The organism is Acetobacter malorum (assembly GCF_001580615.1).
GTDB lineage: Bacteria > Pseudomonadota > Alphaproteobacteria > Acetobacterales > Acetobacteraceae > Acetobacter > Acetobacter malorum.
Genome location: NZ_LHZC01000048.1, coordinates 38,255 through 52,606 on the forward strand (window position 1 = coordinate 38,255; position 14,352 = coordinate 52,606).

General features: G+C 51.3%; 14 protein-coding genes. 11 read left to right on the forward strand and 3 right to left on the reverse strand.

Features of this window, described 5'->3' with window-relative positions:
* Positions 1-117: 117 nt before the first annotated feature.
* Positions 118-870 carry a flagellar basal-body rod protein FlgF gene (gene flgF / locus AD930_RS07570; RefSeq protein ID WP_061505730.1) on the reverse strand — a complete coding sequence of 251 codons (753 nt, stop codon included), beginning with the start codon at positions 868-870 and terminating at the stop codon, positions 118-120.
* A 249-nt stretch (positions 871-1,119) separates the two neighbouring features.
* Between flgF and flgG the strand changes: the two genes are divergently transcribed.
* The 11 genes from flgG (at position 1,120) to fliP (ending at position 10,670) form a co-directional block, all read left to right on the forward strand.
* Complete coding sequence (gene flgG, locus AD930_RS07575) at positions 1,120-1,905, forward strand: flagellar basal-body rod protein FlgG (RefSeq protein ID WP_061505823.1); 786 nt, start codon at positions 1,120-1,122, stop codon at positions 1,903-1,905.
* Positions 1,906-1,912: 7 nt separating this feature from the next.
* Positions 1,913-2,938, forward strand: coding sequence for a flagellar basal body P-ring formation chaperone FlgA (gene flgA, locus AD930_RS07580; RefSeq protein WP_061505731.1), 1,026 nt, complete (start codon positions 1,913-1,915; stop codon positions 2,936-2,938).
* Between the two features lie 14 nt (positions 2,939-2,952).
* Positions 2,953-3,684: a flagellar basal body L-ring protein FlgH gene (gene flgH / locus AD930_RS07585; protein WP_244150524.1), complete on the forward strand. Its 732-nt coding sequence runs from the start codon at positions 2,953-2,955 to the stop codon at positions 3,682-3,684.
* Between the two features lie 137 nt (positions 3,685-3,821).
* Positions 3,822-4,316, forward strand: coding sequence for a hypothetical protein (locus tag AD930_RS07590; protein ID WP_061505733.1), 495 nt, complete (start codon positions 3,822-3,824; stop codon positions 4,314-4,316).
* Between the two features lie 105 nt (positions 4,317-4,421).
* On the forward strand, positions 4,422-5,102 hold the full coding sequence (locus AD930_RS07595) for a MotE family protein (RefSeq protein WP_156476924.1): 681 nt from the start codon (positions 4,422-4,424) through the stop codon (positions 5,100-5,102).
* 558 nt (positions 5,103-5,660) lie between these two features.
* Positions 5,661-7,283, forward strand: coding sequence for a flagellar basal-body MS-ring/collar protein FliF (fliF, locus tag AD930_RS07600; RefSeq protein WP_061505735.1), 1,623 nt, complete (start codon positions 5,661-5,663; stop codon positions 7,281-7,283).
* A 12-nt stretch (positions 7,284-7,295) separates the two neighbouring features.
* Positions 7,296-8,384, forward strand: a complete 1,089-nt coding sequence (locus tag AD930_RS07605; RefSeq protein WP_244150525.1) for a flagellar motor switch protein FliG — start codon at positions 7,296-7,298, stop codon at positions 8,382-8,384.
* Complete coding sequence (locus tag AD930_RS07610) at positions 8,384-9,064, forward strand: FliH/SctL family protein (RefSeq protein ID WP_061505736.1); 681 nt, start codon at positions 8,384-8,386, stop codon at positions 9,062-9,064. The genes AD930_RS07605 and AD930_RS07610 overlap by 1 nt, the downstream gene beginning before the upstream one ends.
* Before the next feature lie 36 nt (positions 9,065-9,100).
* A complete protein-coding gene (locus tag AD930_RS07615; RefSeq protein ID WP_061505737.1) occupies positions 9,101-9,460 on the forward strand; it encodes a FliM/FliN family flagellar motor switch protein in 360 nt (119 codons plus the stop codon).
* Complete coding sequence (locus tag AD930_RS07620) at positions 9,457-9,879, forward strand: hypothetical protein (RefSeq protein WP_061505738.1); 423 nt, start codon at positions 9,457-9,459, stop codon at positions 9,877-9,879. Before AD930_RS07615 ends, AD930_RS07620 begins: the two co-directional genes overlap by 4 nt.
* On the forward strand, positions 9,876-10,670 hold the full coding sequence (gene fliP, locus AD930_RS07625) for a flagellar type III secretion system pore protein FliP (RefSeq protein WP_082781756.1): 795 nt from the start codon (positions 9,876-9,878) through the stop codon (positions 10,668-10,670). Before AD930_RS07620 ends, fliP begins: the two co-directional genes overlap by 4 nt.
* A gap of 90 nt (positions 10,671-10,760) precedes the next feature.
* Here the strand turns inward: fliP and AD930_RS07630 are convergent, their stop codons facing one another.
* The gene (locus AD930_RS07630; protein ID WP_061505739.1) at positions 10,761-11,528 is read right to left on the reverse strand and encodes a P-loop NTPase family protein; all 768 of its coding nucleotides are present in this window, start codon (positions 11,526-11,528) and stop codon (positions 10,761-10,763) included.
* 330 nt (positions 11,529-11,858) lie between these two features.
* A complete protein-coding gene (locus AD930_RS07635; RefSeq protein ID WP_244150526.1) occupies positions 11,859-14,081 on the reverse strand; it encodes a flagellar biosynthesis protein FlhA in 2,223 nt (740 codons plus the stop codon).
* Positions 14,082-14,352 lie beyond the last annotated feature (271 nt).

The window sequence follows — 14,352 nt, forward strand, 5'->3', positions numbered from 1 at the left end:
ATGTCCAGTTCACATGAACTGCTCTGCCTTCACGTAAGGCAAAGATGAAACAAACCTTGCGTGGTCATTCTTGTGTAAGAGAAGATTGCTACAAAGAGGTTAACGGACGGAGGGGAATTAGACGTTCGGCTCTGAAGTTATCTTGCTGATAGCGTCTAGCTGCCTGGTTGATTCAGTTTGAACGACCTGGAAATTCAGATCATAGGCGCGTTGTATTCTGATCATTTCGGTCGTTTCCTGCACCGCATTCACGTTGCTGGCTTCAAGCATTCCCTGACGGATTTCCGGGCTTGCCACCGCCGTCGTCGGAGTGGTCGGGTTATAGAGATCACTCCCCTCCGCCTTCAGGGTGTTTTGATTCTCGACGTTAACGACCGCTATTTGCGCAAGCGCACCATTGCGGTTCGTGGAGATAATTCCACCCGAAGAAATGGAGAGAGGTTCCATGACTTCTTCTGGATCCATCCTGATGTTGCGGCCTTCCTGATCCAATAGGGGGTTGCCAGCGCTGTCAGTAATGGTGCCGTCATCTGATCTGAGGAATTGCCCATTCCGGGTGAGACGTATTCCGTTCTTTGTTCTTACGGTGAAATAGCCTTCGCCATTCAGGCCGAGATCTAGAGTATTGCCGGTCTGTCTCAGCGCGCCCTGATCAAAATTATGATAAGTCGCACGATCTTGGCTGTACTGGAGTTGTTTCTCACCTGCGGCGCCTTGGGTGCCTTTTTGTTTTGAAAGGTAGTCGGCAAACTGAACACGAGACTCTTTGAAGCCATCAGTGCTGGCATTAGCGAGGTTGTTCGCTGTGACGTCCAGTGCTCTGGTAAGGCCATCGATGCGAGAAAGAGAAAGATAACTGGTGTTGTCCACGCGGCGCTCCGGCTGGTTGGTCCGATGGTTATTTTGATCTTGCTAAGTGTAAGGATAGAGGTCTCGACTTTGAATGTTTTTTTATATCAGCCACCTAACCTTATGATTTAAAACAAATTAATATCCATGTAAGAAAAACGTCTTGCTAAGAAAAATGCTACTCCTTAGCTTTCAACCAATTGTTTCGATAAGACGCCGTACGACCGAAGAACCGGGCGTGGGCAATCCGGAAGGAATTCTGCGCATATGATGCGGTCTCTCGATATCGCAGCCACGGGCATGCAAGCTCAAACTGTCAATGTGGAAACTATCTCTCACAACATTGCCAACATGACGACGACGGCATACAAGCGGCGGCGTGCTGAGTTCCAGGATCTGATGTATCAGGATCAGCGGCGCGTGGGCACAATGAGTTCGGATACGGGATATCGTGTCCCTGCCGGTGCGCAGGTCGGGCTTGGTGTAAGAACGGCTGCAATTTATCGTATTAATGAGCAAGGCTCGCTCTCACAGACAAGCAATTCACTCGATCTTGCTATTGAAGGGCGTGGCTATTTTCGCGTGTTGTTGCCAAGCGGGGAGTATGCCTACACCAGAGACGGGACTTTCTCCCTTTCGGAAACGGGCGCTATCGTAACGGCCGACGGATATCCTGTCGTTCCGAATATCACTCTTCCCAATAACGCGGAAAATATTACTGTCGATCAGACTGGGCAGGTTCAGTATACGGTCTCAGGGCAGACCACGTCCCAGGTCGCCGGTCAGTTGCAGTTGACTACCTTCCAAAATGAAAATGGCCTGGCCGCCATGGGGCAGAACCTGTTCACTGAGACGACGGCTTCAGGTGATCCGAATGTCGGCACGCCACAAAGCACAGGATTTGGTGATCTGCGTCAGGGTTTTGTCGAAGAGTCCGCGGTTAATGCTGTTACGGAAATCACGGATCTTATTACGGCACAGCGTGCGTATGATATGAACAGTAAGACCATCACCGCTTCTGATGAAATGCTTCAGACGCTGACCAAACAGACCTAAGGTAAAAATGACAGACAAGAAGCCGTCCTACGGCAAGATATATCTCTCTGCAGCCATCGCCTGCATGCTTGGCGGGGTGGTGGCTGCCCATTCGGCTGTGGCTGCCACGCTGCGTCCGTCAGGAGACATCTCTGCACCAACTGTTTCTCTCTCCGATATCTTTGATGGACTGGAAGCAGGACAGAACCGTGTGTTGGGGCCTGCTCCTGCGCCGGGTAAGTCAATCCAGATAGGCGGCTATCAGCTTATCGCGATCGCCGATCAATATGGTGTGGACTGGGAAGACCAGTCGTCATCCGTGATGCTTACTCTGACCCGCTCGGGGCACGTTGTTGGGCGTGATTATATAGCCTCCCTCGTGAAGCGTGGCCTTGGGGGTTCTGGCGAGGGCGCAGTCGTATCTGTCGGGAACTTCAAGCCGATAACCGTCCCATCTGACGATAAAGAGCCGTTTGTGCTTTCTGATGTAAACTGGGACAAAAAGACGGGAAAATTTTTCGCCACAGCGTACAGGTCGCACCCTACCGGCGTTGAAGCAGAGGACACTGTCCAGATAAAGGGTGAGGTGCAGATTGCGCAGCCTGTAATGGTTTACAATTCAGCTTTCCCTGCTGGATACATCATTGCGGATGGGGACGTGCATGTTGATCAATCCTATTCTGGGAACCTTGTGCCAGGATCAGTTCCGCCGCCAGATGATGTTGTGGGCATGGCCCTCTCTCACCCTGTGGCGGAGGGAACGCCGGTATTAAGCAGTGACCTCCGGAAGACCTTGCTTGTGCATCGCGGAGACCCGGTTCTGATCTCCTTCAGTTCTCCGGGGATACACCTTGCAGCAACAGGTCGGGCCTTGGAGGAGGGGGGGAAATCTCAATTCGTCCACGCCCTGAATCTCGGAAGCAAGATGATCGTCTATGGGAGAGTCAGCGGGGCAGGGGAAGTCACTGTTGATGCTGCCTCCACGGCTATTTCCTCAGATTCAAGTGAAGCAAAAAAGCTGGGTGTCTCTGCACTGCTGGTAGAAGGTAAATGAGGCTGTTGATTCGCATGAACGTTCTGAAAATTGCGGCATGTCTCGCCCTAAGCGCATTGACTGGCTGCACGGCCGGGATGTCGACCATGAGCGAAATCGGTCACCCGCCCAGGATGACCCAGACATCAGATCCGACTATGGCTCCCGAATATCGACCAGTCACAATGCCGATGCCTCCTCTGCAGGCCCCTCCGACCGAGGCTGGCAGTTTATGGCGGCCGGGAAGCCAGGCGTTCTTCAAGGATCAGAGGGCTTCGCAGGTTGGTGATCTTATTACGATCAAAGTGGAAGTCGCCGACAACGCAAACGTCACCAATAACACCACGGCAAGCGGCAGTGGATCGGAAGATTTTGGAATCCCCAGTCTCCTCGGATTTCATGGGAAGGCGCTCTCACATTTAACGAATTCAGATGCACTGAATACGAGCAGTTCCAGCGCGAATGCGGCCACGGGTTCAATTAGGCGCATTGATGCTGTGACGTTGACACTGGGGGGCACGATTACCCAGGTCCTGCCTAACGGGAATTTCGTAATAGTGGCCCGACAGGAAGTGAGAGTTAACGGTGAGCTTCGTCAGATTATGATTAGTGGCGTGGTGCGTCCTCAGGATATCTCTGAAGACAATGTTGTTACGCACGATCGTATTGCTGAGGCTCGGATCTCATATGGCGGCAGAGGCCAGCTATCGCGGCTTCAGGAGTCGAGGTATGGGCAGCAGATCATTGATGGTGTGCTGCCTTTCTAGACAAGGATAAATTATTAAAAAAAGGCTACAGCAAACTTGACAGGACAGATCGTCGGACTAATTATCCTTGCTATATAACCTGCATTTCTCATTTGCGATGATTTGTGCGGTTTGTTTTTTTGAACAGGGCGAAAAATATGAGCGAGACGCGTTACGAGATTCCCATGGGTCTTGAAATTTCCGGAATGACCGGGGAAGTGGAAGGTTGCCTTGTCATTTCAGGGCATGTGCGGGACGCAAAGATCCGGGCTAACAGCGTCGTCATCACGGAAAATGGCAGTCTTACGCGATCCGAAGTTCGTGTTGGTGCATTTGTGCTCCAAGGTAAGATGTCTGACACAAAAACCTTCGCAAATACCTTTGTGGCCGCAGCAGGTTCATTTTGTCAGGATGCGACTATCGGGATGCAGGGCGATGTCGGCGTTGCAATCGATGAGAAGGCTCGCCTTGAAGGCGATGTGGTTTTTAACGTCACCAATGTTTCCTTGGGTGATGTATCCCCTGCGGCCCCGGTGGTAGAAGCTCCCGTCCGCGCAGCGCCGTCCGCACAGGAAAAGCCTTCCTCATCGCCTTCCCCGACCAAAAAGGCAGAGCCGGAGGAGGAAGCTATCAAGGTGGGTGGCGAAGGTTAACATCGACTTATTAGTGCTGGTTAGCGCTAGTTCTCCGCCCGCCAATGTCAAAATTGGCGGGTTTTTTTTGAGATTCCGCCTCATTTTTATGGTAAGACATCGAAAATGTCAGAATGGTCTGTATCTGGGAATTTTGGGGTGGGGCGCAATCAAGGGTTGGGGCTGAAATGGCTCGGCTGTGGCGTATTGTCCCTTTGGCTTGGGTCATCATGTATGGGGGCTTCTTGCGCGGCTGCTCCGCTCTATCCGGGGTCCGTCCTTCCCGCACCTAAGATAGCAGATCCATTCGGTGAGGAGCGTGGCGATCCCGCTCAAAAACCAGTAGTTACGCCACCAGCATTGGATGGCATAGACGACCCTACGTCTCAAAGTCTGTCTGAAAGAAAGAGAATTTTGGATGCCGCGAAGCAGGCGTTACAAGCGAAAATGCGGGACTTCCATCTTTCCTCTGATGCTCTCGCTAAAGATCAGCCTCCAAGGGAAATGATTGATAAGGACGCAGCCGGAAGATTGGTTGGGATCTATCAGGCAATGCCGCCGAGGCAGGCGGCTGCTATCTTTGATGTTATGGATACGCATATCCTTGTGGGTATTGCCAGCCAAATGGACACTCGACACTTGTCCGCCATAATGGCCAACATGTCCCCCGATCGGGTTAACTTGATTTCTCAATTTTTGGTCGGCGTAAGGACATTCCCCTCTCACAGCGGGTCTTCAAGCGAAAAAGCCTTTCCCAAAAAAGGTCAAATGCCTCAAATAGCTCCGTTAATACCTTCCAGACAGTGAGGTTTCCCTTTTAGATGAAGAACAAACTTCATGTTGTGAGTGCGAGTGCGCTGATGCTGGCGATGCTCTCTGTGTCTGCATGTTCCCCTGATATGATAGCCCGGAAAATAACTGGCCGCGAATGTAATTCTGGTTATCTGGCGCAAGGGGAAGATTGGTGCGCGCCCGTTGAGCGCCCCCCTCAGCCACAGCCTTACTGCACTCAAAGCTGGAATGGTGTTGATTGCTGGGCCAGACCTGATTTGACGCCGAACATGGCCAAAGAGACATACCAAGGGCCAAGAGGTTTGACGCAAGATCAGAATGCGAGACGGCTGAACATGTCTGTGGATCAGATTCCGCCAACTTCTCAGTATTCTCCTCCGTAAGATGGATGAGCGCGCCTACAGCTTTTTTTGGCGAGAAGGCCTTTTGTCCTTCATTGCGGGGTTTTCGTCCGTATTATTGCTTGGTGCGCGAAGGTAGCGACAAGCGTTCAGATGATACGTCACAGTATACAATCATGGCGATTTTCTGTGATTGGAATTTAGCAGTTAGCAGCGGGTAGACAGTCTCCTTATGCAGAAGATTATTGCCGGCCTAAAAGGCCTTGGACGGACGAAGCTCATAGCACTTGGCGCGGTGGGCGTCCTTCTGCTCGTTGCCATTGGCGTTATCGCCATTCGGGGTGGTTCTGCCCCGATGTCTCTTCTTTATGGCGAGCTCGACCTGAATGAAGCCTCGGAGATGGTCGAGGATCTCACAAAGGCTCATATCCCCTCTACTTCCAGCGATGATGGAAGAAGTATTTATGTCCCTAAGGATAAAGTTGCCAGCGCAAGGCTTCTCCTTGCGAAAGACAAGCTGCCGAGTGGTGGTGTTGTTGGGTATGAACTTTTCGACAAAAGCGGAACACTGACGAGCACCCAGTTCGAGCAGGGAATAGATCAGACACGTGCTATGGAAGGTGAATTGGAGCGTTCCATTCGCCTTCTTCACGGTGTCCGCAACGTACGAGTGCATCTGGTTCTTCCGCATAGAGATCTCTTCGCCACTCAAACCAATCCTTCACAGGCAAGTGTAGTGTTGGATGTTGGGCGCTCTGGGGCAGCATCTGAGGAAGCCATACAGGCCATACTCAACCTTGTTGCTGCAGCAGTCCCTGGCCTGCAGTCGCATAATATATCGATTGTGGACACACGCGGAGATGTGTTGGCAAAGCCCGGAGATCCTGACAGCCTAGCAGGCCAGGAGACGTCCCTTGAAAAGCAGCGACACGCAGAAGAACAGCGACTAGCCCAGGCCGTCGAGGAGATGCTTATCCCAACACTGGGAAGTGGACATGTGCGCGCGAAGGCCGCCGTCACAATGAACACGGATGAAATCCACGAAACTGAAGAATCCTACGATCCCAATCAGCAGGTGCTCCGGTCTCAGCAGACCAGTACAGAGAAAAGTGTCAACACTGAAACGACCCCCAACACATCCGTTGGTAACAACTTACCGAATGCAAACGCTTCACAAAATAACAAGTCGGGTTCGACTGACGATAAAACAGACGAAACCAATAATTACGAGGTCGGGAAGAGAACGCGGGTCGTAAACCAAACGAGACCCCGTGTATCTCGCATTAGTCTGGCCGTCATGGTTGATGGTAAGTTTATCAAAGACAAAGACGGGAAAGAAGTTTGGAAGGCTCTGGATGACGCGGAGATCAAGCGTCTGACAACGCTGGCGCAAACTGCCGTTGGGTACGAAAAAGCGCGTGGCGATGAGGTGAATGTTGTATCAATGCCGTTCCGCAGCGATGGTGGCACTGACTTCCCGCGTGAGGAGACAAGCTTCTTCACTAAAGACATGCTCGTCTACATCGCAAAGTGGGTTATCCCTATCATACTGTTCGTGGTGGCAGCCCTCATTATTCTCCGCTCTATGGGCAAAGGAGGCAAAGAAGGAGAGGGTGGCGCAGGGGTAATCTCTGAACTCGCGGCGGAAGGTGCGGCCATCGTCTCTCATGCACTGCACGGCAGAGCTGCCGACGAGGAAGTTTCCGTCGGCAATGTCGAAGGCAAGATGCGCAAAGAGACGCTGGATAGAGTTTCCAAGCATGTCGAAGAAAATCATGATGAGTGCATCATGATTATTAAAGGGTGGTTGTCAGAGCCTGCTGGTCCTCAAAAAAACAATTCGGCGAATAAGTAAGGGAAGGCAGTCATGACAGAGAACCAGATGACGGAGCAGTTGGCTGAAGCCAATTCCGCCGACAGAGCGCGCGCAAAAGCTGATATTTTGGGCAATTTAAACGGCAAGCAGAAAGCGGCGATCTTAATGCTCGCCATTGGGCGGGAGAAATCAGCTCCGCTCTTCAAATCCCTTCACGAAGATGAAGTGAGGGATATCTCTGCTGCCATGTCAGAGCTTGGTCCTGTAAAGGCGCTTACTGTCGAGGCCGTATGTGAAGAGTTCAACAGGAACTTCGAGATTTCCGATGGCATTATAGGGAATTACGAGACAACTGAGGAAATCCTAAGAAAGGCGCTGCCGGCCGATGTTGTCGAACGTCTTATGGAAGACCTGAGGGGACCTTCTGGGAGAAGCGTTTGGGACAAGATGAGCAATATGCCCGAAGTGACGCTTTCCAATTATCTTCGGAACGAACAGCCGCAAATTGTAGCAGTCATCCTGAATAATCTCCCACCCGTCCATGTGGCCAAGATAATTTCACTATTCCCGCAGGACTTTGCTGTTGATGTGATCTACAGGATGCTTCATGTCACGTCAGTGAACAAAGACGTCCTAGACTGCCTCGAAACGACCCTCAGGAAAGAACTTGTCAGCACCTTTGGCCGCTCTTCCAAAAGAGATAGCTACGCGTTCGTGGCAGAAATTTATAACAATTTTGACAGGAAAACAGAGTCCGTTCTTACAGAGAAGCTCGGCGAGCGCGACCAAGACGATATGGAAAAAGTGAACAAGCTCAAGTTCACATTCGACGATATTAAGAGGCTGACACACCCTGATATGATGCGGGTGGTGAACGCAGTGAATAAAGATCCGGAAGGGCGTACAAAACTTGCTCTGGCTCTGAAAGGCGTTAAGCCGGAAATTCGAGATTTGTTCCTTGCATGTATGGCCAAGAGAGCCGGGGCTATGCTGCTTGAAGAGGTGGCGAACCTTGGCCCTGTGAGAATGAAAGATGTTGAAGCGGCGCAGTTCTTCATCATCAACATAATCAAGGATTTGGCATCAGAGGGAGAAGTGGATCTGGCCCCAGGTTCATCCGATGATGAACTGGTAGATTGATGAGTATGAATCAGGCCTCAGCAGGCACCCGAGAACCATTCTCTTCGCTACTCACGGACTTTCGTGAGCAGCGTTCGGCAAGTGATTCTGAGCGGGATGGCCCTTTGGATGACGATTTCGAGGAGTTGGCTCCAGAACTCCCTGTGGAAGAAAAATTCTCTTTCACAAAGGCGGAGCTTGATCAAATTCGTCATGAGGCTTACGCGAACGGGCACAAGGAAGGCTTTGAACAGGCGGCCGAGCAATCAACCGAGGCTTTGGCTGGTGTTGTTCGCCATGTGGTTTCTTTCCTGGAAGAAGAGGCGTCAAAAGGAAAAAGGATACTGGAAGAAGTGTCCCAGACTTTTGTTGATGGTCTAACAGGCACCGTTTGCGCTTTGATAAGCGCGCCAGAGATTTGTTCTTCCATTCAGCGATCACTTGCCTCTGATATTATCGATTTAATATCTGATTGTGATGGAAAAATATCCATTGCGGTCTCACCGCTTGAAGAGAGCGCCTTAGGTGAGGCTGTAAGGGGTCAAGGAGATATCGAGATCCTACCAGACCAAAACTTGCAGAAGGGGCAGGTTATTTTTATGTCGGGTAGAAACAAGATCAGCATTGACCATGAAAGCTGGGTAAACCAAGTTCAGAGGAAAGTTCTGGACACTGTTAAAACTGCCGCATCAGCATCCTGATTGCTAGACAAGAACTACGATATCCAAGAGGATAATATGGCTGAAGAAAACAAACCCGTTGACCTCCAAGACTTCGGATCTTCATCTTTGGATGATGACATTGCCAAAGGCGCGAGGCCTTACCCTCCCGGAATGTCACAGGAAGAGGTCGAGAATAAAGCGATCCTTGATGTGCCGGTGGCGATCATGGCCGTCGTTGGTAAGGTAAAAATGCCCGTTCGTGAACTTCTTGGTCTTGGCCGTGGTGCCGTAATCAAGCTGGACAAGAAAATCGGCGAATCTGTCGATGTTTATGCCAATGGGGTTGTCATTGCCCGCGGTGAAATTGTCATTTTGGATGGGGAAAGTATTGCCGTCACTATGACAGAAGTTATGTCGAAATCCATTCCGGGATGAATTCAGGTGACAGTGCGGCGGTGGTGCCGCACATGGTTCAGGCGAGCACCGCCCCCTTTACATGGCACGTCGCTATGGGGGCCGCCTGGGGCTACATTTTTCCTGTGATCGCCTTGCTGGTTGTCCTAGCTATGATTTTTGGCTCCAAATTCGTGGCGGAGAGGTTACAAAATGCAATTTCCAAGCGCGCATCCAGTTCAGGCGGCAAGGATAAGTGTCTGAAGATCCTTGACACTATAGCTTTGGACCAAAAAAGACGTGTCTCTGCCATTGAGGTTAAAGATCCGTCTGGAAAAAAAGCCACGGTGGTTGTCCTTACCGGCGGTGGCGAGGATGTCTGTCTCGGATGGATGCCTAACGAATGCAGCGGGATGGAAGATCTTTCACCCCCGATGAAAAGCGGTGAGGTCTCTTTATGAAATTTGCAGGCTTCTTGCTTCCTGATCGTTCCAACTTTCGTGCAGTGGCAGCTTTGTCTGCCGCTGGGGTTCTTGGCTTTTTGCTGGTGGCCGCGCATCCGGCATTTGCCCAATCCATTACCTTAGATATGGGCAAGGGGGGTGGGATAGGAGAGGCTGGAACAACCAGCCGAATAGTGCAGCTTACTGCTCTCCTTACATTTCTCTCCTTGGCTCCCAGCCTCTTGGTGATGGTTACGGCCTTCACCCGGATCATCATCACGCTGTCGTTGCTAAGAAGCGCCATAGGTGCGCAGGGAACTCCACCAAACACGGTCCTCATTGGGCTGGCCATGTTCCTAAGTTTTTTCGTTATGCAGCCTACGCTCCAGCAGTCGTGGGATAAGGGCATTGTGCCGCTTATGGATGGCCGGGTGGAAGAGATGGATGGGCTTAAAGCCACTGCGGAGCCCTTTAGAGGCTTCATGGTGAACAATGTAAGGCCGGCTGACCTCACGACATTTTATCATCTCGCAAATATCGAGCCTGCAAAAACTGCGGCAGACACCCCATGGCGTGTCCTGATTCCGGCGTTTATGGTTGGAGAGATTAGCCGTGGCTTCAAAATGGGCTTCCTGATCTACCTGCCTTTTCTGGTCATCGACATCGTCACATCAAGTGTACTCATGAGCTTAGGCATGATGATGCTGCCGCCGGCCACAATATCATTGCCGTTCAAGCTTATTTTCTTCGTTATGATTGATGGTTGGCAGATGGTGGCGGGCGGCCTGGTAAGAAGTTTTGGGGGCTAACCGCTTCTAGCAAAAAAGAGCGGGTGATCCTGCTCTTACCGATTGCATTAGACGCAACTTGAAACCCCGCCCTCCGGGGCGGGGAGAATCTCAAGAGGGTAGGTTTAAAAGCCTCTTGGCTGCCACGTTGGGGGTTAAGAGCGAGAACCCTTTCGTTATGTGTTCTGAATGGCTTCCATAGGTCATTGTGAGGCCGCAAGCGGCCGCAGTTAACAGGCCACCAATGCGGCCGGACTGCTCCAGTCGGCTGCCGATCACATATTTGGCCCCTATCATTGACATCGCTGACGCGATGTCAGCGGCCTCCTCTGGATCCATTCCTGCGGGGATTACGACGCAGAGAGAGGAGTTCAGGACCCGAATAATGTCCGAGATCCGAGACATCGCCGTCTGATTGTAAATGCAGACTCCAGGAAGATCCACGAGGACTCTCCGACTGGCCGTCCGTTTGCTTTTGAGAATTTCAGGAATCTCATTGGGAAGGTCTTTTCCGTCGATAACCTGAACATTGTATGGATCAAGGATTGTGACGAGTTTGGCAAAGCTTCCGGGTGTTGTGTCGCACGCAACAACGAGAGGCGGTCTTTGCCCCGCTACATTCTGTTGGGATAGGCGAACAGCCAATTTGGCCAGCGCCATGGTTTTTCCGGAGCCGGATGCCCCAGAGAAGGCGATGGGCTTACCCGGCGCTACAGGCAAATCACCGAAGGTGAGTAGTCTTTCAAGGCCAGAGGCGAGCGTCCCGCCTGACAAGGCTGTAATCAGCTCTCTCGGAAGAGAATGCCATTTCAGGATATCTTCGACAGTAAGATTATGGACGGGAAGAGCCACTTCGGGATGAGTGTCCGTGCTGTGCACAACACTTTGGTCCCCTGATACTTTTTCAGCAGCCGCAATCCGAGCATCAGTTCCCGCATTGACAGTTGTTCCGTCTCCAGCCGGATGCTCTCGGTCCGATGTAGGCTGACAGTGGTGACTTTGAGAACTGTCGACGGTCAAATCCACATCTAACCTCGCAGATACAGGTGCACTGGATGGTGCGGCTTCCAATGGCGTCTGCACCTCCGCAGGAACGGAACTGTCTGCGCACGCTGCCGCGTCATGGTTATCCTGCAATGGTTTGAGCCTCGTATTTTTTCGATCGACAACATCTAGAGAATTCCATGGATTTAACACTCAAAATCCATGTCAGGCAACAGTTGCCACAATTTGCCGTGGTGTAGGAAGGTATAATTCAGACTGGGAAATTACAGGGATCATGCTTTTGTTCGCTCTTAAGCGCTCCATAATCATCCTGACGGTCAATCTGTTGATATCAGACGTAAGGATGACAGGCGTATTCCCGTCCTCTGAGGCCTTGTTGATCGATCTGACCAAAGATTTGTAAAGTTTATCCATGGTCTCAGGCTTGAGCGCGAGGACCCGTTCGTCGCCATTTCCACTAATTTTGCTCTGCTCTGCCAGGATTGATTCCCATCCGCTTGAGAAAGTTACGATTGGGAGAAACCCGCTTAGCTTGGCGTAGCCATCACAGATCTGGCGGGAAAGCTTTACCCTGACATGACTGGTCATTTCGACCACGCCGGATTTGTTCATGCTCAAACTTTCCTGGATGCCCTCAAGAATTGTCGAGAGATCTCGGATCGAGATGCCGTCTTGCAGGAGAGACTGAAGAACTCTCTGCAGGACTATCAGGTTGATCTGCGATGGGATTAGATCATTAGCCAGCTTCTGCTCGGATCTAGGCAGATTATCAATAAGAGCTTGAGTTTCTGAATATGTGAGAAGATCCTTGAGATTGTTGTTGAGCACTTCTGTCAAATGAGTGATGAGGACGGAAGCAGGGTCGATGATGGAGCATCTCTTTGCAATGGCCTTTTCTTTGTCGGCCTGATCGATCCAGAGCGCAGGAAGTCCGAAGGATGGTTCTGTGGTCTCTTCTCCTGGAACGCCATCAATATTCTGAGCGCCCATGGGCAGAATGGCCAGGAACTTCCCTGGCCGCATCGACCATGCTCCAACGGTGATTTCCTTCAGCTTTATTTCGTATCTGTCTGCATCGAGTTTGATATCGGTCAGCAGGCGAACTGACGGAATGATCAGACCCATTTCTGATGCTATCTGACGTCTCAGGGCCTTGATCTTTTCAGTTAGTGGGGAGTGATCGCCGGTCGCCAAGGAGGTAAGGCCAATGCCCATATCGATCCGTATAGCCTCGACCTTCAGGAGTTCCGTTACAGGCACGGAAGAGGGTGTTAATGGGATGGACTCGGTGACATCACCATCACTATCGACCACGGGCTGATTGCGCTTGGTCCAGGCTGCAGCTCCCGAAATGACGGAAATTGCTATGAAGGGGAAAGCGGGAAGGCCTGGCAAAAGCGCGAATGCCATTGATATGACTGCCATCAGAGCCAGGGGCTTGGGGTTGCTGCCAAGCTGCCTAAACAGCGTCACGTCAGCAGATTCGTCTGTCCCCCCTTTTGTTACCACGATCCCGGCAGCAAGGGAGATAAGTAGGGCGGGGATTTGCGAGACCAGGCCATCACCGATGGTCAGTGTGGTGAAGGTTCTCGCCGCATCTGCCACCGGCATTCCGAAGTAGATTACGCCAATAGCAAGGCCGCCAATGATGTTTATCGAGGTGATAATAATTGCGGCAATAGCATCATTTCTTACGAATTTTGCAGCACCATCCATTGAGCCGAAAAACGCACTCTCTTCCTCCAGCTCTTTACGTTTTTTTCGGGCTGTAGCCTCGTTCATGGAACCTGAAGAAAGATCGGAGTCGATAGCCATTTGCTTGCCGGGCATGGCGTCCAGATAAAATCTGGCAGAAACCTCAGCAATGCGCCCGGAGCCTTTCGTTATGACCATGAAGTTGACGATAAGGATGATGCAGAAAACGATGCCGCCAATAACGACATTATTCCCCATCATGAAGTTGCCGAATGCCGCAATCACATGGCCTGCAGCATCAGATCCTTCGCTGCCGCGCCCCAAAATGAGCCTTGTCGTAGCCACTTCCAGAGCAAGGCGAAACATTGTGGTCAGCAAAAGTAGTGTTGGGAACGATGTGAATTCAGTAGGCTTCTCAATAAACAGCGAAACCATCAGGATTAAAACTGATGAGGTGATCGAAACAGAAAGTCCGGCATCAAGGATGAATGAAGGAAGGGGGACAAGGAAAATTGCAAGTAGTGCGAGCACGCCCAAGGCGAGGGATACGTCGGTCCCCGGCATGACCGACTTGAACTTGAAAACTTTCCATCCAGCCCGGCTGATGGGGGAAATCAGAAAGTTTAGATGCTTAGCTGCTGCCCCAAGATTTGGAATGCTTCCTGCAATACCTACCGTTTTGCTCTCGGGTTTTTGCGGTGAGCCGGAGTTGGCGGAATTGGAACTTTCCAAATTTATCCCCTGAGTGCTGACTGGCTAGTAAGGCTTGCTGGAAATCTGCTGAATGGAAACTATCTATCACTGCGGAGCTGTTCAAGGAATAAAGGCCTTGAGCCGTAGTTTTTGATTGCTATCCTTTCCTATCTGAGGAAGCCGGGTTCACGAGGCCCAAGACAAGAAAGGTTCTGCCCTTGAACGATAAACTACGGGCTGATGCCGCCGCAAAAGATCTTAGCCCCACGGATCTGATACTCGTCTGCGAAATGCTCTTCTCCAGAGGGAG

Bases quoted from the DNA above. Each gene is read 5' to 3' on its own strand.
- AD930_RS07595 (WP_156476924.1), top strand. From the start codon at position 4,422: ATGTCAGAATGGTCTGTATCTGGGAATTTTGGGGTGGGGCGCAATCAA.
- flgG (WP_061505823.1), top strand. From the start codon at position 1,120: ATGCGGTCTCTCGATATCGCAGCCACGGGCATGCAAGCTCAAACTGTC.
- AD930_RS07615 (WP_061505737.1), top strand. From the start codon at position 9,101: ATGGCTGAAGAAAACAAACCCGTTGACCTCCAAGACTTCGGATCTTCA.
- AD930_RS07605 (WP_244150525.1), top strand. From the start codon at position 7,296: ATGACAGAGAACCAGATGACGGAGCAGTTGGCTGAAGCCAATTCCGCC.
- flgH (WP_244150524.1), top strand. From the start codon at position 2,953: ATGAACGTTCTGAAAATTGCGGCATGTCTCGCCCTAAGCGCATTGACT.
- AD930_RS07590 (WP_061505733.1), top strand. From the start codon at position 3,822: ATGAGCGAGACGCGTTACGAGATTCCCATGGGTCTTGAAATTTCCGGA.
- fliF (WP_061505735.1), top strand. From the start codon at position 5,661: ATGCAGAAGATTATTGCCGGCCTAAAAGGCCTTGGACGGACGAAGCTC.
- fliP (WP_082781756.1), top strand. From the start codon at position 9,876: ATGAAATTTGCAGGCTTCTTGCTTCCTGATCGTTCCAACTTTCGTGCA.
- AD930_RS07620 (WP_061505738.1), top strand. From the start codon at position 9,457: ATGAATTCAGGTGACAGTGCGGCGGTGGTGCCGCACATGGTTCAGGCG.
- flgA (WP_061505731.1), top strand. From the start codon at position 1,913: ATGACAGACAAGAAGCCGTCCTACGGCAAGATATATCTCTCTGCAGCC.
- AD930_RS07610 (WP_061505736.1), top strand. From the start codon at position 8,384: ATGAGTATGAATCAGGCCTCAGCAGGCACCCGAGAACCATTCTCTTCG.